The 23,072-nt window shown below is 44.4% G+C and carries 31 protein-coding genes and 1 pseudogene; 30 read left to right on the forward strand and 2 right to left on the reverse strand.

Annotation, left to right across the window (positions count from 1 at the left end):
- From WC222_00480 to WC222_00615, 28 genes and pseudogenes are all read left to right on the forward strand, one after another.
- Positions 1-633 (forward strand): hypothetical protein, encoded by a 633-nt coding sequence (locus WC222_00480; GenBank protein MFA6914847.1) that lies wholly within the window; start codon positions 1-3, stop codon positions 631-633.
- A 93-nt stretch (positions 634-726) separates the two neighbouring features.
- On the forward strand, positions 727-3,069 hold the full coding sequence (locus tag WC222_00485; protein MFA6914848.1) for a hypothetical protein: 2,343 nt from the start codon (positions 727-729) through the stop codon (positions 3,067-3,069).
- Between the two features lie 130 nt (positions 3,070-3,199).
- Positions 3,200-3,694 (forward strand): hypothetical protein, encoded by a 495-nt coding sequence (locus WC222_00490; GenBank protein MFA6914849.1) that lies wholly within the window; start codon positions 3,200-3,202, stop codon positions 3,692-3,694.
- Between the two features lie 276 nt (positions 3,695-3,970).
- Positions 3,971-4,648, forward strand: a complete 678-nt coding sequence (gene rplC, locus WC222_00495) for a 50S ribosomal protein L3 (protein MFA6914850.1) — start codon at positions 3,971-3,973, stop codon at positions 4,646-4,648.
- Positions 4,649-4,681: 33 nt separating this feature from the next.
- Entirely contained in the window at positions 4,682-5,368 is a 687-nt protein-coding gene (gene rplD, locus WC222_00500) for a 50S ribosomal protein L4 (GenBank protein ID MFA6914851.1), read from the forward strand.
- A 25-nt stretch (positions 5,369-5,393) separates the two neighbouring features.
- Positions 5,394-5,729, forward strand: coding sequence for a 50S ribosomal protein L23 (gene rplW / locus WC222_00505; GenBank protein MFA6914852.1), 336 nt, complete (start codon positions 5,394-5,396; stop codon positions 5,727-5,729).
- A gap of 31 nt (positions 5,730-5,760) precedes the next feature.
- Positions 5,761-6,609, forward strand: coding sequence for a 50S ribosomal protein L2 (gene rplB / locus WC222_00510; GenBank protein MFA6914853.1), 849 nt, complete (start codon positions 5,761-5,763; stop codon positions 6,607-6,609).
- Positions 6,610-6,611: 2 nt separating this feature from the next.
- A pseudogene (gene rpsS / locus WC222_00515) lies at positions 6,612-6,909 on the forward strand (30S ribosomal protein S19).
- The gene (gene rplV / locus WC222_00520) at positions 6,884-7,228 is read left to right on the forward strand and encodes a 50S ribosomal protein L22 (protein MFA6914854.1); all 345 of its coding nucleotides are present in this window, start codon (positions 6,884-6,886) and stop codon (positions 7,226-7,228) included. The pseudogene rpsS and the gene rplV overlap by 26 nt, the downstream one beginning before the upstream one ends.
- Complete coding sequence (rpsC, locus tag WC222_00525; GenBank protein MFA6914855.1) at positions 7,228-7,884, forward strand: 30S ribosomal protein S3; 657 nt, start codon at positions 7,228-7,230, stop codon at positions 7,882-7,884. Before rplV ends, rpsC begins: the two co-directional genes overlap by 1 nt.
- Before the next feature lie 2 nt (positions 7,885-7,886).
- Positions 7,887-8,306: a 50S ribosomal protein L16 gene (gene rplP, locus WC222_00530; protein ID MFA6914856.1), complete on the forward strand. Its 420-nt coding sequence runs from the start codon at positions 7,887-7,889 to the stop codon at positions 8,304-8,306.
- A 7-nt stretch (positions 8,307-8,313) separates the two neighbouring features.
- The gene (gene rpmC, locus WC222_00535; GenBank protein MFA6914857.1) at positions 8,314-8,523 is read left to right on the forward strand and encodes a 50S ribosomal protein L29; all 210 of its coding nucleotides are present in this window, start codon (positions 8,314-8,316) and stop codon (positions 8,521-8,523) included.
- A gap of 5 nt (positions 8,524-8,528) precedes the next feature.
- Positions 8,529-8,783: a 30S ribosomal protein S17 gene (rpsQ, locus tag WC222_00540; protein MFA6914858.1), complete on the forward strand. Its 255-nt coding sequence runs from the start codon at positions 8,529-8,531 to the stop codon at positions 8,781-8,783.
- A gap of 16 nt (positions 8,784-8,799) precedes the next feature.
- Positions 8,800-9,168: a 50S ribosomal protein L14 gene (gene rplN, locus WC222_00545; protein MFA6914859.1), complete on the forward strand. Its 369-nt coding sequence runs from the start codon at positions 8,800-8,802 to the stop codon at positions 9,166-9,168.
- A gap of 16 nt (positions 9,169-9,184) precedes the next feature.
- Positions 9,185-9,532 carry a 50S ribosomal protein L24 gene (gene rplX / locus WC222_00550; protein ID MFA6914860.1) on the forward strand — a complete coding sequence of 116 codons (348 nt, stop codon included), beginning with the start codon at positions 9,185-9,187 and terminating at the stop codon, positions 9,530-9,532.
- 14 nt (positions 9,533-9,546) lie between these two features.
- Positions 9,547-10,104, forward strand: a complete 558-nt coding sequence (rplE, locus tag WC222_00555) for a 50S ribosomal protein L5 (GenBank protein ID MFA6914861.1) — start codon at positions 9,547-9,549, stop codon at positions 10,102-10,104.
- Between the two features lie 17 nt (positions 10,105-10,121).
- On the forward strand, positions 10,122-10,523 hold the full coding sequence (rpsH, locus tag WC222_00560) for a 30S ribosomal protein S8 (protein ID MFA6914862.1): 402 nt from the start codon (positions 10,122-10,124) through the stop codon (positions 10,521-10,523).
- Positions 10,524-10,552: 29 nt separating this feature from the next.
- Positions 10,553-11,092: a 50S ribosomal protein L6 gene (gene rplF / locus WC222_00565; protein MFA6914863.1), complete on the forward strand. Its 540-nt coding sequence runs from the start codon at positions 10,553-10,555 to the stop codon at positions 11,090-11,092.
- Positions 11,093-11,117: 25 nt separating this feature from the next.
- Positions 11,118-11,489 carry a 50S ribosomal protein L18 gene (gene rplR / locus WC222_00570; protein MFA6914864.1) on the forward strand — a complete coding sequence of 124 codons (372 nt, stop codon included), beginning with the start codon at positions 11,118-11,120 and terminating at the stop codon, positions 11,487-11,489.
- A 15-nt stretch (positions 11,490-11,504) separates the two neighbouring features.
- Complete coding sequence (rpsE, locus tag WC222_00575; GenBank protein ID MFA6914865.1) at positions 11,505-12,005, forward strand: 30S ribosomal protein S5; 501 nt, start codon at positions 11,505-11,507, stop codon at positions 12,003-12,005.
- A complete protein-coding gene (gene rplO / locus WC222_00580) occupies positions 12,002-12,436 on the forward strand; it encodes a 50S ribosomal protein L15 (GenBank protein ID MFA6914866.1) in 435 nt (144 codons plus the stop codon). The genes rpsE and rplO overlap by 4 nt, the downstream gene beginning before the upstream one ends.
- 153 nt (positions 12,437-12,589) lie before the next feature.
- Positions 12,590-13,960: a preprotein translocase subunit SecY gene (secY, locus tag WC222_00585; GenBank protein ID MFA6914867.1), complete on the forward strand. Its 1,371-nt coding sequence runs from the start codon at positions 12,590-12,592 to the stop codon at positions 13,958-13,960.
- A 119-nt stretch (positions 13,961-14,079) separates the two neighbouring features.
- Complete coding sequence (rpsM, locus tag WC222_00590) at positions 14,080-14,448, forward strand: 30S ribosomal protein S13 (protein MFA6914868.1); 369 nt, start codon at positions 14,080-14,082, stop codon at positions 14,446-14,448.
- A 19-nt stretch (positions 14,449-14,467) separates the two neighbouring features.
- Positions 14,468-14,875, forward strand: a complete 408-nt coding sequence (rpsK, locus tag WC222_00595; GenBank protein MFA6914869.1) for a 30S ribosomal protein S11 — start codon at positions 14,468-14,470, stop codon at positions 14,873-14,875.
- Between the two features lie 47 nt (positions 14,876-14,922).
- A complete protein-coding gene (locus tag WC222_00600) occupies positions 14,923-16,044 on the forward strand; it encodes a DNA-directed RNA polymerase subunit alpha (protein MFA6914870.1) in 1,122 nt (373 codons plus the stop codon).
- 24 nt (positions 16,045-16,068) lie between these two features.
- Positions 16,069-16,497: a 50S ribosomal protein L17 gene (gene rplQ, locus WC222_00605; GenBank protein ID MFA6914871.1), complete on the forward strand. Its 429-nt coding sequence runs from the start codon at positions 16,069-16,071 to the stop codon at positions 16,495-16,497.
- 106 nt (positions 16,498-16,603) lie between these two features.
- A complete protein-coding gene (gene gap, locus WC222_00610; GenBank protein ID MFA6914872.1) occupies positions 16,604-17,611 on the forward strand; it encodes a type I glyceraldehyde-3-phosphate dehydrogenase in 1,008 nt (335 codons plus the stop codon).
- 422 nt (positions 17,612-18,033) lie between these two features.
- A complete protein-coding gene (locus WC222_00615; GenBank protein ID MFA6914873.1) occupies positions 18,034-18,972 on the forward strand; it encodes a hypothetical protein in 939 nt (312 codons plus the stop codon).
- 86 nt (positions 18,973-19,058) lie between these two features.
- Here the strand turns inward: WC222_00615 and WC222_00620 are convergent, their stop codons facing one another.
- Both WC222_00620 and WC222_00625 read right to left on the reverse strand, forming a co-directional pair.
- Positions 19,059-20,285: an aromatic amino acid transport family protein gene (locus WC222_00620; protein ID MFA6914874.1), complete on the reverse strand. Its 1,227-nt coding sequence runs from the start codon at positions 20,283-20,285 to the stop codon at positions 19,059-19,061.
- Between the two features lie 84 nt (positions 20,286-20,369).
- A complete protein-coding gene (locus tag WC222_00625) occupies positions 20,370-20,804 on the reverse strand; it encodes a hypothetical protein (GenBank protein ID MFA6914875.1) in 435 nt (144 codons plus the stop codon).
- Positions 20,805-20,920: 116 nt separating this feature from the next.
- Here WC222_00625 and WC222_00630 point away from each other — a divergent pair, with 116 nt between their 5' ends.
- Positions 20,921-22,417, forward strand: coding sequence for a nicotinate phosphoribosyltransferase (locus WC222_00630; protein MFA6914876.1), 1,497 nt, complete (start codon positions 20,921-20,923; stop codon positions 22,415-22,417).
- Position 22,418: 1 nt separating this feature from the next.
- Positions 22,419-23,063, forward strand: coding sequence for a bifunctional nicotinamidase/pyrazinamidase (gene pncA / locus WC222_00635; protein MFA6914877.1), 645 nt, complete (start codon positions 22,419-22,421; stop codon positions 23,061-23,063).
- Positions 23,064-23,072 lie beyond the last annotated feature (9 nt).

Consider the following 23,072-nt stretch of genomic DNA (forward strand, 5'->3'; position numbering starts at 1 on the left):
ATGAACTTTCCAGCGATATTCAATTTTCTTCCTCCTTTCTCTTTCTCCACGATTGAGCAACCATTCAGCCAATCGTTGACTTGGGTACAGCAATATTTTCCCTTGATTACTCCTACAGTAGGAATCTATAGGCTAGCCTATGGGGTTATTGAAACCCAAGTGTATGCCCATAGCCCCCATTCGAAGAATCTTTTCAAAATCACAAGGCATACACAATGTTATCTCCCTCCGCAGACTCTCTTCTATTTGCATGGAATACTCTTCGGCTGTTCGGGAGCAGCCAACTTGGCGTATTCGCTTCAACATTATAATCTTGTGAATATTCCTTTTCCGAAAGAACGTATGCTTGCTTATGCCGGCGGCTTCTTCCTAGCTTCGCATCTACTTTCATTGATCTATTATTCACAACTCTTTCTCTGTGCCAAGGAAATCCATCAGCAAGAGCCGGAGTTAAGCGCCAATCTAAGAGCTTATGCCCTGAAAGGCATAGGGGCTTCGCTAGCGGCTATCATCTCTTCTGTCGCTGCATTTCTATGTCCTTCCGGGCTTATCTTCTTTTTATTGGTTGGCATTGCTTCACTTACTGGTTTTCTAAATGCCGTGTCAAATTATTTTTCAAGTTTTTATTTATAATTTCAAAATCGTATTTATAGTATCTTTACAATATTTACTGTATTTGGTATAATAATCTTCTACTATTTATGTCTTTTTATATCGGAGAATTTTATGGCCATACCTTCATCAACAGTTAATCCATCTGTTAGACTCTGGGACGTTAGTACGGATACTCTAAGTACCGCTTCAAAATTTGCAAGCGAAACAAAGAATGATCCGGATGGACTTCAATATTGGGCTGATTTGGCTCTAGAATTATCGAAAGATCTACCTGCTCCGGCGAGGACAATCCTTGAAAACGTCACCGTATCCGAAGATGCGACACGTATTGGCCAAGATGCTAACCACTTCGTTAGCGGAGCTTGGAGAACGTCTACTTATTACACAAACTTCCAAATGACAAGCTTTGTCACTCTAGAAGTTTTCGGTACGATAGCTGCTGCTGCGAAAATCGGTCTTTTCTCCATAGCGAGCTGCGCAGATAAATTGGGTGGAGCAGCCTCCACTCTAGGTAATGCGTTCATCGTAGCCACCGGCCTTCCTTTTATCATAGGGTTAACAGCCGCAGGGTATAGCTTTTACGGAATCGATTGCGCCGTTAAAAAGACTTATGTGAAAGGCTTTGATGATGGTAAGGTGGCGCAAGGTTTAATGACTGCAGCAGAAGCTGAACGCCGTGCAAACATTCGCAGTACCAACTATAATCTTTTGATGGCACGCTGCGCTACTAAAGTGGGTGCTTGTGGTCTATTCTTGTTTAGCACAGCTGTAAAAGTCACTCTTTTCTCTCCAGGAACGATTGCATTTACAACGACAGCTCTGATTGTGTCCACTCTTGCCCTGGCGGCATTCCAGTTTTATTACAAGAGAAGCTACGACAACGTAAAAGTCATTGATGATTTCGAAAATGCGCTTAAGGGTAGTGATGTACGCACAGGCAACCCGGAATTTATCTCGAAGCATATGTTTCCGGTAAATCGCAATGCAGGGGAAGATACACTCTTCTCTAAAACCTTCCAGGTTTCTGAAGTGATCGCAAAATCTAACGAGCCTATGGAAAAAGTGGCTAAAGGTATTCCTTCCGTTATTTATTGTACGAAAGCGCTAGCAACTTATGTTGCAGAAACACCATTGGACAACTCAGCCTTACGTTATATCGCAAGCAATGAAGGTGTGACAACGTTTGCAGCGGAAGCCGCGACATTCTCTTCCACCATCAGTGGTTTGAAATTCGGCGACCGTATGAGGGAGTTTGTTACTACTGATGACAACGGTTTCTATGCATGGCAAAATTGGACAAGAGAGAAATTTAACAACCGTACCTGGTTAACAGCCTCACATTTCATGGATTTCTTAAGATTGATCAAGACGACCGGCTTAGTGGAGCTCAGCTTCCTGTCAGCTAAAGTTGTCTTAGGCAGTGTGATCCTGAGCGTTAAAATGATTAAAGACGCCGCTGTTATCGGTGCTGCTTACTGGGGATACCGCAATGCTGATGCAGAAATCGAAAGAAATGATACTAAAGCCAACCAAGCAGGTTCAAAAGTCACCAAATATCAGCTTAGATTACATGCTTCAGAAAATGGTTTTTTGAATGACAAGTATTCAGATGCAGTAGTTCAGCAACAAAGAGACACAAATAAAAAGATTTTGGTTGGCAATAGGGAAGTATCGATTACAAAATCAGCAATAGAGAAGCATGCTCTCTTAAACCAACTCACAGTAGGAAATCCATTTAATGAAGCTAACTTGGATGCTTTCAAAGTGGAAAGATCTAATAAAATTGAGTCATTGGACACATTGAATAAGAGCTGGGATCGCTATTTTAGAGGCACCGAAATCCGTGCTCTTAAGAGAGAAATTGCTGAAATCGACCAGATCCTAAAAGTATATAACTGGTACAATCCTGCGTTGAAAAATTCTTTAACTGTGTATGAAGGAACAGTCATTACTCTTCCAAATAATAATCCTGTTGTGAACGAAGGCAATATCGTTCTGCCGGTAGGTTCTAAGATTCGATTGGGCGATAATGAGCTTATATTGAAAAATGAAGTGTTTTTGAGTGCAGACGGTGTGGGAGTTGTAAATGGCGTTATAACCTTAACGAAGGATACACAGCTTTCCATTGAGAATGCTACTGTAGAGCAAGCTTATCAATTTAAAAACATAGGCAAAGCGATTAGTTGGTATAAGACTCATCAAGCTCTTTCAAATACGAAAGAACTATTGGAAGAGAAGCGCACTATTACCCAACGTTATGAACCGTGCAAAGCTCTTATTTGCGCAGTAGGTCTAACGATTGCGGCAACATCAGCGACCGCTCTTATTCCATTCGTAAACGTTCTAGGTGTGATAGTGTCTTCAATGGATGTATACAAATACGTACGCGAAAGACAGATCGATGACAAAAAGAAAGAGCAGCAATACAGAGTAGCTGCTACTTCAGTCTACTAGAAGATAGGGCGGCCTGGCTTGACAACTTATTCTAAAGTTGGCTAAGCCAGGCCCCTTTCATTTTCGCTAAAGCTTGCCGCGCAAGGTAGGCGACTATTAGCAAATCCATCCCCAGGTTGATATCAAAATAATGCCCCCGGTTAAGCTGCAAGTTAGAGAAGTTTTCGCTGTCATTCTCTTTGCCGGTGTGATCCTAGGCGCTTCTTTTATTTCTTTCGTACGTTATGACACTACCTTAAATACAGAAAAGAGTTCTCTGCACAATGATAATATAACAGCAGAGGTTATAGGGGCTGTCAAGTATCCTGGAGTCTATACTGTCTCAAAACATACCGCTATTCCCCACTTGATAAATCAAGCTCAACCACTGGATACAGCCGCAATATATCCTAATTTGAAGATACAGAAAAATTCAAAAGGGGAGTCAGTATTAGCTATTCCAACACAAGGAACGATCCTAGTGTGTGTGTCAGGCTCAATTTCTGAGGTTGGTTGGAAAACTCTGCCAGAAAAAACACGCATCTGTGATCTTCCTGCCTATCTCACATTTTTGTCTAATGCGGATAAGAAGTTCCTAAAAAGAAAACGCCTTCTACGTAATGGCGAACACCTAAATATACCTTAGGAGTATATGACAGTGAGAAAAAATTAAGATGCATAGTTTTACGGCAGTAAAAAATAGGAAATAGCTTGAGATAAATCTATATCTTTGGTAATCTATTCATTTAAGCTTCAAAAAGTGCCTGAAAAGGGCAGCATCCTAGAAGTAACTGAATCGAACGCATCACGTGCGTACCGCTTCACTCTTCTAGTAAAAGCTCTTAAGCGATAAACGCTAAACAACATAGCTACAAAAGACCAAGCTGTTGGACAGCGCAACTTCACGTAAGGATGTATAGATATGGCGCTCAAACTTAAAGGAAAAAAGCGAGGAATGACTCAGCTTTTTGACGATAAAGGCACTTTAATGCCTTGCACAGTGATAGAACTCGAGCCAAACGTCATCGCTCAAATCAAAACTAAAGAAAATGACGGTTACATAGCTCTTCAACTAGGTTTCGACAAAATCACTACTAAAGATCCACGTACACTTAGCCGCCGCCTTAACAAGCCGCAGTTAGGACACTACGCAAAAAACAGCATTGCTCCTCGTCGCAATCTGCATGAAACACGCGTTGAAAAAACCGAAGACTACTCCGTAGGACAAGAACTCGGCGTCGACCTATTCGCAGATATAGCTTTCGTTGACGTAACTGCTGTCTCGAAAGGTAAAGGTTACCAAGGGGTAATGAAGCTTCACGGTTATGCAGGCGGTCCCGCTTCGCACGGCTCCGGCTTCCACCGTCATGCCGGTTCTACAGGTATGCGCAGTACTCCCGGTCGTTGCTTGAAAGGGGGCAAACGCGCTAGCCACATGGGTAGTGAACAAGTGACAGTGCAAAATATACAAGTCGTAAAAGTAGATAAAGAAAATAACCTTATCATCGTCAAAGGGCAAGTTCCCGGACCACGCAATGGACTAATATCCATAGCGCCTGCAATTAAAAAACGCACTGAGCGTAAAAAGAAAGCAGCGTAAGGTAACAAGCTAGATAGTTTGGAGAAATTAAAAGTGGCAACTCTAAAAAAATATTCCATCGATGGCCGCCAATTGGGCGATATCAAATGCAACGAGACTCTCGCCAATGCAGAAGCTCATGGCCAAATGATAAAGGATTACATTGTAGCCCTGCGTGCCAATGCCCGTCAATGGTCTGCAAATACAAAGACCCGCGCAGAAGTTAACCACACGACAAAAAAACCCACTGCCCAAAAAGGCACAGGGGGAGCACGTCACGGTAACCTCGTTGGTCCACAATTCCGCGGTGGTGGTCGTGTGTTCGGTCCTAAACCAAAGTTTGACCAGCACATCCGTATCAACAAGAAAGAAAGACGCGCAGTAATTCGCGCTCTTCTAGCCGATAAAATTCGCGAGAACAAAATCGTCGTCATAGAAAACTTCTCAATGGATGAGCCTAAAACTAGTTCCGTTGTTAAGTTTCTAAAATCGCTCGAGATGCCACGCCGTACACTATTCCTCGCCGAAAGCACAACGCACGAAATCCCCACAGAAGATGGCTCAGTCAAGATTCACGTCCATAATGATAAACACTTAAACTTTTCCCTTAGCGCACGCAACATCCCAGGAGTAAAGTTCCAAGTGGCTAACACTATCAGTGGTTATGACGTCGCCGTTGCTCATACAATCGTGCTGACAGAAAATGCCCTGCGCGAAATTGAAGAGTGGCTGTGCGCTTAAGGAATATAGGAAGGATTGATCGAAAATGAATAAAAAGACCCCTTACGATATCGTCAAAAAACGATATATAACAGAAAAGAGCACAATGCTCAGCTCTTTGAAAGACAAAGAAAGCAACCCGTCCTTGCGCCGTTTTACACTGCCCAAGTACGTTTTTCTTGTTGACACAAAGGCAAATAAAATTGAAATTGCACGCGCTGTAGAAGAGATCTACGCCCACCTTAATGTAAAAGTGGTCGCAGTGAACACCATCAACGTCAAAGGCAAAGCACGCCGTGTTCGCGGACGCTTAGGGACTACCTCTTCTTACAAAAAGGCCATCGTCACCCTAGAAAAAGACGATGTGCTGGAGAGCGTTTAACGTAGAGGCTAAAAAGAAAGGCATCTAGAGAATGTTACGCAAATATAGACCAATTACACCAGGACAACGTCAGCTCATTCTGCCCGTCCATGAAACACTCACACGGGCAAACGCTGAAACCAACGCCGTTGTAAAACCACATAAGCCCCTCCTGCGCTCCAAAAAAAGCACAGGCGGAAGATGCAAAGTCACCGGACGCATCACTTGTCGTCATAAAGGTGGCGGTCATAAACAACGCTTCCGTGTGATCGATTTCAAACGCGACAAGGAAAATATTCCAGCCAAAGTCGCCTCTATTGAATATGATCCTAACCGTACTGCTTATATCGCGCTTCTTCACTATAAAGACGGCGAAAAACGCTACATATTAGCTCCCCACGGATTGAAAGCCGGCGACGTCGTTCAAACAACAGCAGTGCCTCCTTATAGCGTCGGCAACTGCATGAAGTTGAAAGATATGCCACTAGGTATCACCATCTGCAGTATCGAGCTTATCCCCGGTAAAGGTGGAAAACTCGTCCGTTCAGCAGGCTTAGGCGCACAGCTAATGGCACGCAGCGGCGGTTATGCTACTCTCCGTTTACCTTCCGGCGAAATGAGACTTATCAACGAAACCTGCCGCGCTACTATAGGTCAAGTTTCCAACTTGGAAAACAACCTTCGCGTAGAAAGCAAAGCTGGTCGTATGCGTTGGAAAGGCGTTCGTCCTACAGTACGCGGTACTGCAATGAACCCTGTTGACCACCCGCACGGTGGTGGTGAAGGCCGAAGCAAAGGAAATATTCCTCAAACACCTTGGGCGATTTTCACACGCGGACTCAGAACCCGCTCACCGAAAAAGTCCAATAAGCTTATCGTCAAAGACCGTAGGAAGAGATAACCATGGCTAGATCCCTAAAAAAAGGTCCATTTGTCGACCACCATCTCAGTAAAAAGGTTGAAGGCCAGCGTAACGCCTCCATCAAAAAACCGATCAAAACCTGGTCGCGCCGTTCAATGATCACTCCAGATATGATCGGACTGACATTTGATGTGCATAATGGACGCAAATTTATATCCGTGTTCGTGACAGAAAATATGATTGGACATCGCCTCGGCGAGTTCGCTCCCACACGAACATTTAAAGGACACCCAGTTAAGAAGTAAGGTAGCCAATGCAACTAGCAAAAGCCATAAGTAAATATATTCGTATCAGCCCAAGAAAGGCAAGATTAGCTGCAGGCCTAGCCCGCGGTAAAACTGTCGCTGATGCCACTACCCAGCTTAAGTTTAGCGGCTTGAAAGCAGGGCGTCTGCTTCTCAAAACACTGGACAGCGCTGTCGCTAACGCAGAACAAGCAAACGCACGCCGTGAAGACCTAGTCATCGTCGAAGTTAAAGTCGACGAAGGTCCAACACTAAAACGTGCGAAACCAAAGAACCGCGGCGGACGTCATCCGATAATGAAAAGAACAAGCCACTTCACCGTCGTCGTAGCCAACCTGGAAGGAGTACGTTAATGGGACAGAAAGTAAATCCAGTCGGATTCCGCCTCGTACGCAACAAAAAATGGCGTTCCCAGTGGTATGCAAACAAGCAAGAATTCAGCAAGTTCGTAGCGGAAGATTTCAAGATCCGTCAAGAACTAATGAAGAAGCCAAGCTGCCAAGGCGTATCACGCATTGAAATCCGTCGTATGAGCGACAAAATTGAAGTGACTATTGTCACAGCAAGACCCGGTCTAGTTATCGGTAAAAAAGGACAAGAAATTGATATCCTTAAAGCCGAACTAAGCAAACTAACCGGTAAAGAAGTATGGGTGGAAGTCGAAGAAGTCAAAAGACCAGATCTCGATGCTCAAATCGCAGCTGATGCTATTGCAAAACAGCTCGAAAGACGTATCCCTTTCCGTCGTGCTATGAAAAAGATCATTCAAGCTTCTATGGACGCTGGTGCAGGCGGGATCAAAGTGCAAGTCTCCGGACGTATCGGCGGCGCTGAAATCGCCCGCTCAGAGTGGTATAAAGAAGGCAGTACGCCTCTTCATACAATACGTGCTGACGTGGACTTCGCTTACGGAAGAGCAGAAACCGTGTACGGAAGCATCGGTGTAAAAGTATGGATCTATCGCGGAGATGAAGTTACAACACTTCCCGCTAAGAAGGAGGCCACCTAACCATGGTCTTACAACCAAAAAGAACTAAACATCGCAAAATGATGAAAGGCCAATGTCGCGGTCTTTCAAAAGGCGGTAATTTCGTCGATTTTGGCGAATACGGCATTCAAGTCCTTGGAAGAGGCTGGATTACTAACAAACAAATCGAAGCTGCTCGTGTTGCTATCAATAGATACTTCCAGCGCCGTGGTAAAGTTTGGATCCGCATATTCCCGGACAAACCCGTCACCAAAAAACCCGCAGAAGTACGTATGGGTAAAGGTAAAGGCGGTCTCGACCACTGGGTAGCCGTAGTACGCCCCGGTAGAGTACTTTTTGAAGTAGGTAACGTGCCGCGCGAATTAGCGCAAAGCGCCCTACGTCGCGCCGCCGCAAAGCTAGGTATACCTACCCGCTTTGTAGAAAGAGTTGAACAAGTGTGAGGAAGCAATGCTGAAAGCACAAGAAATTAAAGAAAAATCGATAGAAGAGATTGAAGCATTGCTAAACGATGCTCGTAAAGAGCTATTCGGACTTATCAACAGCGCACAATTCTCTAAAAAATTTGAGAAGCCCCATCTAAAACGCCACAAGCGTAAAGAGATTGCAAGGCTGCTCACGGTACTCCGCAGCAAAACTGCGCAAGCCGAAGCGAGGTAAAAATAATGGAAACGCAAAACGCTACTGAAAGAAAAAAACGCAAAATAAAGAAAGGGATCGTTGTATCTAACAAGATGCAAAAAACTCTTGTCGTCCGCGTACAGCGCACATTGTTGCATCCACGCTATGGCAAGGTGATCACCCTTAACAAGAAATACTATGCCCACTACGAAGGCAACGACTACAAAGTCGGAGACGAAGTGAGCATCATGGAAACGCGCCCGATGTCCAAATTAAAAAGATGGCGCGTAGTGGCTTAACGGAGAGCAATAGAAAATGTTACAACAAGAAGCTCAAGCTTTCGTCGCCGATAACTCCGGTGCAAAACGCGTCAAGATCATCAAAGTCCTCGGTGGTACAAGACGTCGTTACGCTGGCGTCGGCGATATCGTAGTGTGCTCGGTTCAAGAAGCCGATCCACATGGAAACGTTAAAAAAGGCGATGTAGTCCGCGCTGTGATCGTACGTACAAAGGCCGGCGTCCGTCGTAAAGATGGAACAGTCCTTTACTTCGATAGCAATGCAGTCGTCCTCATTGATGAGAAGAAAAATCCGCGCGGAACACGCGTCTTCGGGTCTGTCGCACGAGAGGTTCGCGACAGGGAATTCCTTAAAATCGCCTCTCTAGCACCCGAAGTGATTTAATAAGGAACGGCTTAAGATGACAAAAAAACGCTTAAAAAATATCCGCAAAGGCGACAGAGTCATCGCCATCGCCGGCAACGACAAAGGTCGCAGTGGCGAAGTACTCGCAGTCATAGGCGAAAAAGTGATAGTCCAAGGCATCAATATACGTAAAAAACATATGAAGCCTACACGTGACGCACAAAAAGGCAGCATCCTAGAATTAGAAAGGCCAATTCACCGTTCTAATGTTATGATCTGCACAGCAGATGACCGACCAATTAAACTTAAAGTGCACACGACCCCGGAAGGTGAACGTCAGCTTGTATATCGCGATGGTGATAAACAGGTGGTCTACCGCACAATTAAAAAGAATCAACCATAAGGGACGATGTGACGATGTCTAGGCTAAAGGAAAGATATCAAAACACCGTAAGGCAAGATCTTACAAAGAAGTTTGGTTATAGTAACCAAATGCTGGTGCCAAAGCTTGATAAAATTATTATCAGCATGGGATTGGCTGAAGCTTCTAAAGATAAAAATGCCATACAAGATCATTTGAAAGAACTCACGCTCATAGCCGGTCAGCGCGCCGTACCAACGAAATCCCGCAAGGCGATTTCCAACTTCAAGTTGCGCGAAGGCCAAACTATCGGCGCCAAAGTCACTCTGCGTGGAAAACGCATGTTTGACTTCATGTATCGCTTCTGTAACCTCGTATGCCCACGCATACGCGACTTCCAAGGCTTCAAAGCCAAAGGGGACGGCAGAGGTAACTACTCTCTAGGTATCGACGACCAACAGGTTTTCCTGGAATTAAACCTAGATGAAGTAAAGCGCGCACAGGGGATGAACATTACCTTCGTCACCAATGCTAAGAATGATGAAGAATGCATCGAGTTGCTTAGACTCCTCGGTCTTCCTTTCAAGAACTTAACCATCTGCGTAGCCGCATAAAACAAGGAGACGAAATCATGGCAATAAGCGATCCCATCGCCGATTTCCTCACCAGAATCCGCAATGGCGGCAGAGCTAAACGTCGCTTTGTCGATGTTAACTGGAGTAAGATGAAGGAAAGCCTCGCCGAAATCCTAAGACAACAAGGGTTTATTGAGAACTTCCTCGTTAAACACGATACCCCTCAAAGAGGGACCATCCGTATTTTCTTGAAATACGATACAAACCGCCTGCCTGTAATTAAAGACTTGCGCCGCATTTCCAAACCAGGCCTAAGACGTTATGTCACACATAATGACATACCTTACTTTTACGGCGGACTTGGATTATCTATAGTATCGACGTCGCAAGGCGTCCTGCCAGGTGTTGAAGCAACTCGTCGCAAATTAGGCGGCGAACTGCTCTGTATGGTATGGTAGAAAACGAGTATTAAGGAGTAATTCAATAGATGTCTCGTAAAGGTAAACAACCCATCGCCCTTCCAAAAGGCGTAGAAGTCAATGTGCACGACGGCAAGATTTCTGTTAAAGGCCCTAAAGGTACTTTGACACAAGATCTAATTGATGGCATTAGCATTAAAATCGAAGACGGTCATATACTGGTCGAACCCGATGCTACGAAAAGCGATATGGGAAAATTTCACGGCCTCTACCGTAGCTTAATAAGCAATATGGTAGAAGGCACTACTAAAGGGTTTGAAAAGCAACTCGAACTGATCGGTGTCGGCTACCGTGCAACCGTACAAGGCCACTTCCTCGACCTGCAGCTCGGATTTTCCCATCCCACAAAGCTAGCAATACCTCAGGGTATTCAAGTTAAAGTTGAAAAAAACATCGTCACTGTAACAGGCAATAACAAGCAGGAAGTAGGACAATATTGCGCCTCCATCCGCGCTGTGCGCCCACCAGAACCCTACCAAGGCAAAGGTGTACGTTACAAAGACGAGTATGTCCGGCGTAAACAGGGCAAATCCTCAGGCAAAAAGTAAAGTAGGGTAGTTAGATAGGTTACCTATGCATAGCGAAATAAAAAATAAACCACAGATGAGACTAAAGCGTGCTCAACGTGTTCGCGTTAAATTAAACGGAACACGCCACAAACCGCGTCTCTGCATGTTCAAGAGCAATAAGCACATTGCTGCTCAATTGATCGACGACGAAGCAGGCGCGACACTCGCCCACGTCTCTACCTACGCTAAGGCCAAAAAAAATACCCCCCAAGGTAAAAAGTCTAAAGCTACTGCTGAAGCTCTTGGCAAGGAAATGGCTGAATTAGCGCACAAACACCAAATCAAAGAAGTAATCTTTGATAGAGGTTGTAATAAATACCATGGCGTTCTTGCAAGCTTTGCTGATGCAGTGCGCGCCGCCGGAATTCACCTCTAATTAGCAGGAAGACCAATGGCTAAGCAAAGCGACCAACATAAAAAAGAAAAACCTGCGTCTGACCTGCAAGAGAAAGTCTTGCACATCAACCGCTGCTCCAAAGTCGTCAAAGGTGGACGCAAGTTCAGCTTCAGCGCCCTTATTCTTGTGGGTGATGGCAAAGGCCGCATCGGTTATGGCTTCGCTAAAGCGAACGAACTAACAGACGCGATTCGTAAAGGCGGAGAGTCTGCACGTAAAAATCTGCGTAAATACGCGACCATGGGAAGCACTATTCCTCATGAAGTCAGCGTAAAGCAAGACGGCGCAACCGTCTTCATGGCCCCAGCTCCAGAAGGCGCAGGTGTCGTGGCAGGATCACTCGTACGCTCTGTTCTTGAAATGGCTGGCGTCAAAGACGTCATGGCAAAAATTCTCGGCGCAAACAATCCGATCAATATTTTGCGCGCCACATTCAAAGCCCTCGAACAGCTAAAGACGCGCGATGAAATTAAACAGCGTAGAGGAATATCATGACAGACCTATCCTTTCTACATAACGTCAGCCGTCCTACACAATCTCGTAAAAGAGTAGGCCGCGGCGCAGGTAGCGGTCTCGGAAAAACTTCCGGACGTGGACAAAAAGGTGCCGGTGCTCGCGCTGGTTATAAAAGACGTTACGGCTATGAAGGCGGACAGTTCCGTACCTTCATGAAAATGCCTATTCGTGGATTTAGCAATGTACGCTTCGCTCGTAGATTAAAAATAGTCAACATCAATCAGATTGAGGCTGTTTATAACGACGGTGAAGTTGTCGACGGACAATCCCTATACGAAAAAGGCTTCATTAATAGCCCAAATGAAAAAGTTAAACTGTTAGGAAACGGTACGTTGACTAAAAAAGTTACATTCAAGATCGATGCGATCTCGAATGGTGCTAAAGAAAAGCTCCGTAGCCATAACGCATAGTTTATTTGTACAGGCCGGCGTTGCCCATGCCGGCCTGATTTATATTATAAAGGGTCTTAGTGAAATTGCTGTGATTGTTCCCTAATATTAGCATTCGCAACCATTTGACAAATCACCCTTTAAGCGCGGGACAATATACAGCCGGGAAAAAAAATGTTCCACAACATCGTACGCGTATTCCAAGTACCTGAACTGCGATTTAAAATTCTCTTTACCCTCCTTATGCTTGCCATATGCCGTATCGGGGTATTCATTCCCGTCCCAGGCATAAACGGCGAAATCGCCGTAGGCTTCTTCCAACACCTTACGGGGGGCGCTCAAAGCTTATTCACCCTCGTCGGAATATTTTCCGGTGGTGCGTTTTCTCAAATGACGGTTGCAGCGCTGGGCGTAGTTCCCAATATCTCTGCTTCGATCATTGTACAGCTGCTTGTTGCCCTTTGGCCATCTTTCCAACGTGAAATGCGTGAAAATAATGTCCAAGCACGCCGTAAAATGAACCGTTATACTCGTGCGCTAACAGTTATACTTGCCGTGCTGCAGTCTTTCGTTTACGCGAAATACGCCCTTGAAATGAACTTGTCCAGACCGGGCATCATTTCTAGCGAACTGCTAGACATCCAGCTTTTAGGAGCCCCTTGGCTGTTTTATCTGCTTACCATCACTACAATGACCACAGGTACCGTTTTCCTTATGTGGATTGGTGAACAAATCACCGACCGCGGCATCGGTAATGGTATGAGCATGATCATCGCGCTAGGCATCCTATCCCAATTGCCCTCCGCTATCGGGATGGTGTTCCAACAACTTAACCTAGACTCGCAAGAGCCAGGACAAATGAATTTCGCCTATGTAACTATCATGCTTATTGTCTTCGTTCTCGTCACAATAGGTACGATATTAATCATTCAAGGACACCGGCGTATCCCTTTGCAATACGCTCGCCGTGTCGTCGGACGTAAGGAAGTCCAAGGCGGAAATTCGTACATACCTCTTAAAATCAACTACGCTGGCGTTATCCCTGTTATCTTCGCCTCTTCTCTATTAATGTTCCCTGCTACAGTAGGCACATTTTTGGGAAGCGGTAACTGGCTGGGTCAAGTCGCTTCCTGGGTCTCCCCTGGACAAGCCGCTTACAACGTTTTCTTCGTTGGTTTAATTTTCTTCTTTACCTATTTCTGGACAGCGACACAGTTCCGTCCTGACCAGATCGCGTCGGATATGAAGAAAAACGGTGCCTTCATTCCTGGAATTAAACAAGGCAAACCCACCCAAGATTACCTTGAATCTACAATGAGCTATATCACTTTGCTCGGCGCATCTACGCTCGCTGCAATTGCTATTCTCCCTAATATTATAGGTTCAATATTGTCGGTTTCTCCTACAATAAGCTACTTTTTTGGTGGTACAGCCCTGCTAATCCTTGTGGGTGTAGTACTGGATACAATGAAACAAGTGGAATCTCATCTTCTTATGAAACGCTACGAAGGCTTTATGAAGCGCGGACGCGTACGTGGACGATAAGAACACCCTGACTCCCCGGGACATCCACCGGGAAAAATAATAAAAGTTCCCGCAGATCCTTGTGTGTTAAGACAAGCTGTGGTAAAGTTATAGATCCTTATTTGAATTAGGAGCCTTAAATGCCTAGAATAGTAGGTACAGATATACCTGACAATAAACGCTTAGAAATCAGCCTGATGTACATTTTCGGCATCGGCAGACACCTCTCCAATGAGATTATTAAGCGCTTAAACCTGAACGCTGATATGCGCGCAAACAAGCTGACGCAAGACGATATCGCTCGCCTAAACCAACTTATTGCAGCAGAATACATCGTTGAAGGTGACTTGCGTCGTCAAGTCCAAAATAACATTAAACGTTTGATCGGCATTCACTCCTACCGCGGCCTGCGTCATAGAGTAGGTCTGCCTGTACGCGGACAAAGAACACGTACTAACTCCCGTACTAGAAAAGGCCGCCGTAAAACAGTCGCGAACAAGAAGAAGTAATACTTAGGAGATTTTGACCTTGTCTAAACAAGCAGCAAATACAAAAAAAACAGTTAAGACACGTAAAAAAATCGTGCACCAAGTCCCTCAAGGGATCGTACACGTTAAAGCTACGTTTAACAACACCATCATAAGCATAACCGACCAATTAGGTCGCATTATTGCCTGGTCCTCTGCCGGTAAAGTTAACTACTCCGGTTCAAGGAAATCATCAGCATTCGCCGCTACTGTAGCAGCTCAAGATGCTGCTAAAACAGCACAAGCTTATGGTGTAAAAGAAGTCAAACTTGAACTTAAAGGCCCAGGTGCTGGACGCGAATCCGCAGTAAGAGGTATCTTAAGCTCAGGCATTATGATTACTGAAATACGTGACGTTACTCCGGTAGCCCACAACGGCTGCCGTCCAAGAAAACGCCGACGCGTATAATCGCTAGGCTGGAAGAGCCTTATAGAACAAAATTTAGGAGTTAATCCATGGCAGTTAAGTACGGCACATTTGAAATGCCGAGCAAAATCATTATCGACGAAGACTCAGCATCTACCACCTTCGCACGTTTTATTGCTGAACCGTTTGAGAAAGGATTTGGCCATACTGTAGGTAATGCATTAAGACGCATATTGCTTTCCAGCCTAGAATCACCGGCGATTATTTCCGTTAGGTTGGAGGGGATACCTCACGAATATATGGCTATAGACGGTATCGTTGAAGATATGACGAACATCGTCCTCAATTTTAAGGGAGCTCTACTCCGTCGCCTAACTACTGACGACGTTCCCGACTCAAGAGAAGAAAGAATTTTGACCACTATGCTTGACATTTCGCAAGTCGATCTCGATAAGCATAAAGGTCTAATTCAAGTTAAATTGAAAGATGTCATCAAAGATAGCCGTTTTGAAGTCGTTAATCCTGAACTGCATCTGTTCACTGTCACCAAACCGATGACCAAGCAAATAGATCTCCGTGTCGCTATCGGTCGTGGGTACGTTCCTTCCGAACGCCTCATCATAGCTGATCGTACAGTAGACGAAATTTTGCTAGATGCTAGCTTCTCTCCTGTCCGTCTTGTTAACTACTATGTTGAGTATACTCGCGTAGGACAAGACACAGACTTTGATAGACTGATCATTGAAATTACTACCGATGGACGCGTCACTCCAGTTGAAGCTCTCAGCTTTGCCGCTCAAATCGGTTTAAAACACTTTGAAGTATTTAACCGTCTCCAATCACATATCATCCTCTTTGATGAAGGCGATGGCGATGGCGATGCTGACCATGACGAAATCATGGTGAAATTGGCAATGCGTATCGATGAGATGGAACTTTCCGTCAGATCGACTAATTGCTTAGCCGGTGCAAACATTGAAACGATTGCTGAGCTGGTAACGATTCCAGAGCGCAAAATGTTGGAATTTAGAAACTTCGGTAAGAAGTCCCTTAATGAGATTAAAGCAAAACTCACCGAAATGGGACTCTATCTCGGAATGGATCTCTCCAAGTACGGAATTAACCATGATAACGTACGGCAAAAAATTTCTGAATACAACGAAGAGCGCCACAGCCGTAAAGAATTCTCTGATGCATCAGTAACAGAGTAAGAAATATAAAAGGATTTTCATAGAATGAGACACTTAAACCATAAATCCAAACTCAATAAGACGAGTTCGCATAGACGCTGCATGCTAGCTAATGCTCTTAAGTCACTGATTGTGCATGGACGCATCGAAACGACAGAAGCAAAAGCAAAAGTTCTACGCAGTTATGCTGATAAATTGGTAACTTTGGCTAAGAGTAATACCCTAAGCGACCGTCGTAAAGCTGTTGCTCAACTGATGGTTCGTTTTAACACGCTTACGCCTAAACAACAACGTGAAGTTAAAGCGGGCAATACAAGCAGCTATAACGATGACCGCGTTGTCATTAAAAAACTGTTTGAAGAAATCGGCCCACGTTTTACAGCGCGTAATGGCGGTTACACCCGTATCATTAAAAATCGCCAGCGTGTAGGTGATAACTCATTGCTCTGCTATTTGGAATATCTTTCCGAATAATTAATTTTTCTTTTCGCGGAGAGGCTCCCCCTCTCCGCGAAACCTCTTTACTCAGATAATCAACATCGCTATCATCACTATTGACTCATTCGCGGAGGTTCATGTCATGCCTATTCCTGTTGCAATTAATGGTTTTGGACGTATCGGTCGTTTAGTATTCCGTATCCTTAGCCAACACCCTGACTATCATGTCGTCGCTATAAACGATATCGTTCCCGTTGAAAACCTTGCCTACTTATTAAAATACGATACCGTTCACCGTAAATTTCCTGAGGAAATTAAGGTAGAGGGCGACTACCTGGTCGTTAAAGGAAAGAAAACATTGGTATTAGGTGAAAGAGATCCAACTAAATTACCTTGGGCCCAACACCATATTGAATACGTCATCGAGTCCACGGGATTATTCACCTCTCATGAAGATGCAAGCAAACATCTGCAAGCAGGGGCTAAACATGTTATTATTTCAGCGCCAGCTAAAGGCGATATTCCCACATTTGTAATGGGTGTTAATCAAGAAAAATACAATCCCAAAACCGACCTCATCGTATCCAATGCATCCTGCACTACTAACTGTCTTGCTCCTATTACCAAGGTTTTGTTGGATAACTTTGGCATAGATGAAGGTCTAATGACTACAGTCCATGCAATGACAGCTTCTCAACCCTCTGTAGATGCTCCTTCGAAGAAGGATTGGCGTGGCGGAAGAGCTGCTTCGCAAAATATCATCCCCTCAACGACAGGGGCAGCCAAAGCAGTGGCCTTATGTATTCCTGAGGTCAAAGGAAAGTTAACGGGGATGGCCTTCCGCGTTCCAACCATCGACGTATCTGCAGTTGACCTTACAGTGAAACTTAGTAAGTCGACGAGCTATGAGGCTATCTGTGAAGCAATGAAAAATGCTTCTGAAGGTTCAATGAAAGGATTCTTAGGTTACTGCGACGAGCAAGTTGTTTCGTCCGATTTTATTGGCTCCACTTACTCCTCTATTTTTGATAAAGAAGCTGGTATAGCTCTCAATGATAAATTCTTCAAGATTATTGCCTGGTATGATAATGAAATGGGTTACGCTAGCCGCGTAGTCGATTTGATGATATTCATGCAGTCTAAAAAATAAGTGTGTTTTTGATGGGTTTTAGGGAGTTTCCCTTGGAATCTGTCTCTATACCATTCCTGAACATTTTTTAGAGTCCAGTCTCGCCAAAATCCAAGGAGTTTGGCGAGATAGCCCGCTTCAAATACCTGCCATGCTTATTTATCAAGGCTCTTTTATCTAGGAGTCGAATATTGCTCGCTATTCTTCGAGCAGTAGGTCGTAATCTAAGGCTCAAGCTCCGTAGGCGCTCCCTCAGTTTTTTTTCATATCATGTATGACGGTACTCCCTTTTTTCCTTCCTTTTTGTTACACTATTTAGCAGAAGTTACAAGCAGCGTATGAGTGTTGTGGCTGAGGATATGATTCGAATTTTGATCTCTTTTTTATAGAGGTCTCTTCCTTATGCGCTGGCTTCTCGAACCCCATAAAAGGATTTACAGAAAGTGGACTTTACCCGAGAACCAATTATAGAGACAGTGATTACTCCTAAGGAAGGGTGCAAGCTCGTTGTCCGCAGCAGCAAAGCTTCGGGCCAGGAGGAATTCTTTGTCGATGCAGTAGAAGTCGTTTCTTTTGGAAGCGCACTATTTTTCCGTTCAGTGGAAAAACCTAAATCATTTCTTGTACCAACAAGTGATTATGAAGTGTTGGAAGTGCGTGAAGCACGTATGGTATTAAAGCATGTCGGCGTAGAAAGATCGATTAAGATCGGCGGCGGCAGAGAACAAGGACGTCAAAATCGTGAGCAGAATGTTGAAAGGATAGAAACTCCGCCTGCTCCTATTGCCGTAACGCCTACAATCAGCGAAGCTCCTTTAGCAACACCGGCAGATGCTCCTATTGCAGAAGAACAAAGAGGCGATGGTCGTTTTGATCGCAAGCGTGATCGCAGAAGACATTATCGCAGAAGACGCGGCGGCCGTGACGAGGCTAATAAAGAGGGATGGAGCGAGACGGATGAAGGCTCTGAAGGGGAAGAACTCCTCGAAGAATCTGATAAGATTTCCTTAGTACCGCCTAACGATGCTGAGTCAGAATTGGTATCGCCTCATACTCCTGCGGCAGTTTCAACTTCACTCCTCTCTTCATTATTACCTCCTCCTCCTACACTCATTTCCGAGACGATTGCAAAATATCGTGAAAGCGATAAATTTAAAGATGCTTTCTATTCTCGTGAACAGAGAGAAGCTGCCGGTGAAGCAGAGGGTGAAAGTGAACCTCAAGCCGAGGATGTTGCACCGAGTGAACAGGCTATATCTATTGTTACAGAGGACTCAGAGCAGGTTATTGAAGTAGAACATGTTGAGGAGAATTTAGCAGAGCCTATTCCTCATGCAGTGGAAAATACCCGTCAAGACGATGATGAAGAACCTATTTCATAGGGATCTTTAATAGACGTTATTAAAAAGGGGAGTTCAGCGACTTGTCGCTGAACTCCCCTTTTTCATTTGAGTTTTATCACTAGATATTAATGATAAAAGAAAAGATCGAAGCATTCGATGCAAATAATCAAAAGCGTAAAGAGCATAAGAACTACCAATAGAGGTTTTCCACCCCATAGACGGCATGCAGATGTTAATCGCATTTGGTAACGCCCTATCCAAACCATTAAAATAGGGATCATTCCATTAAGGATGGCCTCCCCAAAGCCGCCGGCAACGCCAATGGCTTTTAGAAAGATCCCCGGATATATCCAAGCTAGGAAAGCAGGAGGTGTGAACGAAATCACACATAATGCTAAGCGCATTAATCCATCCCGCCGTACTTTAAGGGCGTCCCCCATAAAATCAATCATGGAAAGCCCTACGCCTAGAAGCGAGGTCACTAGGGCAAAAAGGCCGAAATATGTTCCTGCAGTACTCATCCAAGGAGTAGAAGTAATGGCTTGAAGAGTATCTGTAATGGGCATTCCGCTGATCGCTGCCGCCTCCAACTCTACTTCGTTCAGAGATCCAATAATAAGCAACTGCCAGATGTTATATACGATGTATGGGATCGTCGTCCCTATAATAACCGTCCATTTTAGATTACTTACATTGCGTTTCAAATATGTTGCAAGAGAAGGAATAACGTTATGGAAACCGTAAGCGCTAAAAAGCGTGGGGGCGGCAAGCCACATATAATTCCATTCCATCCTTTGCAAGAGTTCTGCTTGGATAACGTCTGCCCCTATAAAGACAATGAGAAGATAACTGACCACGAGACCGATCATTAAAACGCCGTTGACCCGGTCGATCATCCGCGGCCCTAGCCATACGATAAGGCCAAAAATAATTGTAAAAATGGCGATTAGTTCGCCGCCTGGGACTGTTATCCCCGTGAAGTTATTAATCAAGGAACGGCATAAACCTGATCCTGCGGAAAAATAGGAAATAAGGAGGCAATAATAAAGGAAAATGAATGAGGCACCCCCGGCGATCTTTCCTAGTTTTCCAAGGAAATGTCCTGTGAGCGTCATTACGTTGGCTCCATCTTCCAGCCATAAAGTCGCTTCGAGAAATAGCATGCCTGTACAAAGCATGAACAGCCAACAAAGTGTGCTGATGACGATAGCAGGTAAGAATCCTGCCATTCCGGTGATGACAGGGAGAGCCAGCATTCCGGCTCCGATACATGTCCCTGAAACAATAAGAATACCGCTTAATAAACTTCCGCCATGGTAATTGTCGGTATCGGGAATGGTATTTTGTTGCATAGTGAATTGACTCCGCGCCATCAAAAAGAAGGCTGAAGTATATCATAATCAGCTAGATGATAGCATTAAAAGTTTGTGCAACGGCTATGGTTGCGTTTCTACCGTTACACACTCAGGGAAAGCTGTCGCGTTGCATTCAGGTAGGGGTTCAATCGCCTGTCTGCGATAGACTTTTCTATAGCGGACACAAGGTTCTTGAACACAATGACGTATCCTCTTATGACGTATGCGCATACGTGGTTGAATCTCGTAATCATAGTCGTGTGAATATCGATTGTAAATGTGTGCGCATTGGTGACGTTCCATGCGGCAGCGTCTGCTTTGTTTGAGCACGGGCACACCTTCTGTCACAGTGGAAAAAGAATAGCGGGGCTTAGTGTAGCAATAGGGTTCGTAGCATATGGCAGTGCACACGCCTTCACACGGCTCTTCGCACTGAGGATCAGCTGTGCATTCATATTCCTGCGCTCCTAGGGGGCAAGCTAGAATGAAAAATAAGAGGAATAAATATTTAGTCATGAATTTCAATCTTTAGGCTTTTGGTCTTCCTTATATTAAGGAACGTCAAATCTTGCAAGGCTTGGGATAAAAGCTTATGATGGAATCCTAATATATTTCCGGAGCTTACCCCTATAATGAGTTCTTCTGCTTCTTATTCTCCTTTAAGTGTTTACGGTTCCTCACTGGCATTATTAACTGATTTATATCAACTTACGATGGCGCAGGCTTACTGGGCAAATCAACTGACCGAAGTGGAATCGGTTTTTCATTTATTCTTTCGTAGGATGCCATTTTATGGGGGATTTACTGTTGCTGCCGGCCTAGAGTCTGTGATCGAGTGGGTTAAGCGCTTTGAGGTAACAGCGGACGATATTGCCTATTTACGCCAATTGAAAAATCCGGCCGGAAAGGATTTGTTTGAGGAAGGGTTTTTACATTATCTGAAAAATTTGCGTTTTACCGGTAATATAGATGCAGTCCCTGAAGGGACCGTTGTTTTTCCCCAGCAGCCACTTATCCGCGTACAAGCTCCCTTGATTCAGGCGCAGCTGTTTGAGACAGCATTGCTTAATTTGATAAACTTCCCGACACTTATTGCAACTAAGGCTGCAAGAATGCTCCTTGCAGCTCAAGGAGAGGAAATTCTAGAGTTTGGGGTAAGGCGCGCACAAGGAATTGATGGAGGTTTGACAGCAAGCCGTGCAGCTTATCTTGGGGGATGCAGCGCAACTTCGAATGTTCTTGCGGGGAAGCTGCTGGATATTCCTGTGAGGGGGACTCATGCTCATAGCTGGGTAATGGCTTTTGATGACGAGTTAGCCTCATTTGAAGCCTATGCGAAGGCTATGCCTGATAATTCTTTGTTTCTAGTGGACACCTATAACACTCTAAAAGGTGTTGAGCATGCAATCGAGGTTGCAAAACGCATTAAAGCTAATGGACATGAATTTCTGGGAATCCGTTTAGATTCCGGAGATTTAGCTTACCTAAGTATCCAAAGCCGTACATTACTTGATGAAGCCGGCTTTAAAGATGCAGTCATTGTAGCTAGCAATGAACTAGATGAGATCCTTATCAGCGAATTAAAACGCCAGGGTGCCAAAATTAATGTGTGGGGGATTGGTACCCATCTTGTGACAGGCGGCAGCCAGCCTGCTTTGGATGGTGTCTATAAATTGTCTGCCTTGAGGAATAAACAAGGGGAATGGGAAGATAAAATCAAGCTTTCCGAACAGCCAATTAAGGTGACAACTCCCGGTATTCTGCAGGTGCGCCGTTATAAAAAAGGGGAAGAAAACGTAGCCGATTGTATTTATGATATGCGCGATCCTCCTAAAGACAACTGTACAATTATAGATCAGCACGATCCGACAAAACCCATTTTGGCTAAAGCGGATTGGAGCTATGCCGACTTGCTCATACCGGTGTATAGAAATGGTAAATGTGTATATGCATCGCCTGCTCTTAAAGAGATGCGCGAAACTACGCTTAAAAATTTAGAAGGATTTGCCGTTGGAATAAAACGTTTTTTCAATCCTCACATATATAGTTCTGGACTGGAATCATCACTCTACTATAAAAAACTAGGATTAATTAAGAGAATTCGCGAACAGATTTCTTCCGGAGTATAACATGGGTGCTAATGCTCTGATCGTTGTTGATGTACAAAATGACTTCCTGCCTGGTGGAACCTTAGCCATAAATGAGGGCCATCGTATTATTCCTGGCATAAATCAATTAGTCACACTTCCCTTTAATGTCATCGTAGCCACAAAAGATTGGCATCCTCCTAATCACGGCAGTTTTGCTGCAAATCAAGGCAAGCTGGTGGGAGAAACGATATATCTAAATGGGATCAAACAAATTCTTTGGCCTACTCATTGCGTACAGGGAACTAAGGGCGCGGAATTTGCTCCTGAACTCGATGCAGCACATTTTCACAAAGTTTTCTATAAAGGAGTAGACCCTAAAATCGACAGCTATAGCTGTTTTTTTGACAATGGCCATAAGCAAACAACAGGCTTAGGTGATTATCTAAAGTCTAAAAATGTAACTAAAGTTTACTTTGCAGGACTGGCAACAGATTATTGCGTAAAATATTCTGTCTTTGATGCCGTCCAACTAGGTTTTGAGGCTTATATTGTGAATGACGTTTGCTGCGGCATTGATGTGCATGCTGATGATTGCAGTCATGCTCTTGAGGAGATGCGCCAAGCTGGGGCAAGAGTGATAAACTCATTAGAGCTTAAAGCTATGTTTGCATCTAATCTTGTATAACAGAGGATT

It is taken from the genome of Parachlamydiales bacterium, assembly GCA_041671045.1.
Taxonomy (GTDB): Bacteria; Chlamydiota; Chlamydiia; order Chlamydiales; family JABDDJ01; genus JABDDJ01.

Bases quoted from the DNA above. Each gene is read 5' to 3' on its own strand.
- rplO (MFA6914866.1), top strand. From the start codon at position 12,002: ATGACAGACCTATCCTTTCTACATAACGTCAGCCGTCCTACACAATCT.
- rpsC (MFA6914855.1), top strand. From the start codon at position 7,228: ATGGGACAGAAAGTAAATCCAGTCGGATTCCGCCTCGTACGCAACAAA.
- WC222_00490 (MFA6914849.1), top strand. From the start codon at position 3,200: ATGCCCCCGGTTAAGCTGCAAGTTAGAGAAGTTTTCGCTGTCATTCTC.
- rplB (MFA6914853.1), top strand. From the start codon at position 5,761: ATGTTACGCAAATATAGACCAATTACACCAGGACAACGTCAGCTCATT.
- gap (MFA6914872.1), top strand. From the start codon at position 16,604: ATGCCTATTCCTGTTGCAATTAATGGTTTTGGACGTATCGGTCGTTTA.
- pncA (MFA6914877.1), top strand. From the start codon at position 22,419: ATGGGTGCTAATGCTCTGATCGTTGTTGATGTACAAAATGACTTCCTG.
- rpsM (MFA6914868.1), top strand. From the start codon at position 14,080: ATGCCTAGAATAGTAGGTACAGATATACCTGACAATAAACGCTTAGAA.
- rplF (MFA6914863.1), top strand. From the start codon at position 10,553: ATGTCTCGTAAAGGTAAACAACCCATCGCCCTTCCAAAAGGCGTAGAA.
- rplV (MFA6914854.1), top strand. From the start codon at position 6,884: ATGCAACTAGCAAAAGCCATAAGTAAATATATTCGTATCAGCCCAAGA.
- rplW (MFA6914852.1), top strand. From the start codon at position 5,394: ATGAATAAAAAGACCCCTTACGATATCGTCAAAAAACGATATATAACA.
- WC222_00620 (MFA6914874.1), bottom strand. From the start codon at position 20,285: ATGCAACAAAATACCATTCCCGATACCGACAATTACCATGGCGGAAGT.
- rpmC (MFA6914857.1), top strand. From the start codon at position 8,314: ATGCTGAAAGCACAAGAAATTAAAGAAAAATCGATAGAAGAGATTGAA.
- secY (MFA6914867.1), top strand. From the start codon at position 12,590: ATGTTCCACAACATCGTACGCGTATTCCAAGTACCTGAACTGCGATTT.
- rpsH (MFA6914862.1), top strand. From the start codon at position 10,122: ATGGCAATAAGCGATCCCATCGCCGATTTCCTCACCAGAATCCGCAAT.
- WC222_00480 (MFA6914847.1), top strand. From the start codon at position 1: ATGAACTTTCCAGCGATATTCAATTTTCTTCCTCCTTTCTCTTTCTCC.
- rplC (MFA6914850.1), top strand. From the start codon at position 3,971: ATGGCGCTCAAACTTAAAGGAAAAAAGCGAGGAATGACTCAGCTTTTT.
- rplR (MFA6914864.1), top strand. From the start codon at position 11,118: ATGCATAGCGAAATAAAAAATAAACCACAGATGAGACTAAAGCGTGCT.
- WC222_00625 (MFA6914875.1), bottom strand. From the start codon at position 20,804: ATGACTAAATATTTATTCCTCTTATTTTTCATTCTAGCTTGCCCCCTA.
- rpsE (MFA6914865.1), top strand. From the start codon at position 11,505: ATGGCTAAGCAAAGCGACCAACATAAAAAAGAAAAACCTGCGTCTGAC.
- rplP (MFA6914856.1), top strand. From the start codon at position 7,887: ATGGTCTTACAACCAAAAAGAACTAAACATCGCAAAATGATGAAAGGC.
- WC222_00630 (MFA6914876.1), top strand. From the start codon at position 20,921: ATGAGTTCTTCTGCTTCTTATTCTCCTTTAAGTGTTTACGGTTCCTCA.
- WC222_00485 (MFA6914848.1), top strand. From the start codon at position 727: ATGGCCATACCTTCATCAACAGTTAATCCATCTGTTAGACTCTGGGAC.
- rplQ (MFA6914871.1), top strand. From the start codon at position 16,069: ATGAGACACTTAAACCATAAATCCAAACTCAATAAGACGAGTTCGCAT.
- rplE (MFA6914861.1), top strand. From the start codon at position 9,547: ATGTCTAGGCTAAAGGAAAGATATCAAAACACCGTAAGGCAAGATCTT.
- rplN (MFA6914859.1), top strand. From the start codon at position 8,800: ATGTTACAACAAGAAGCTCAAGCTTTCGTCGCCGATAACTCCGGTGCA.
- WC222_00600 (MFA6914870.1), top strand. From the start codon at position 14,923: ATGGCAGTTAAGTACGGCACATTTGAAATGCCGAGCAAAATCATTATC.
- rplX (MFA6914860.1), top strand. From the start codon at position 9,185: ATGACAAAAAAACGCTTAAAAAATATCCGCAAAGGCGACAGAGTCATC.
- rpsQ (MFA6914858.1), top strand. From the start codon at position 8,529: ATGGAAACGCAAAACGCTACTGAAAGAAAAAAACGCAAAATAAAGAAA.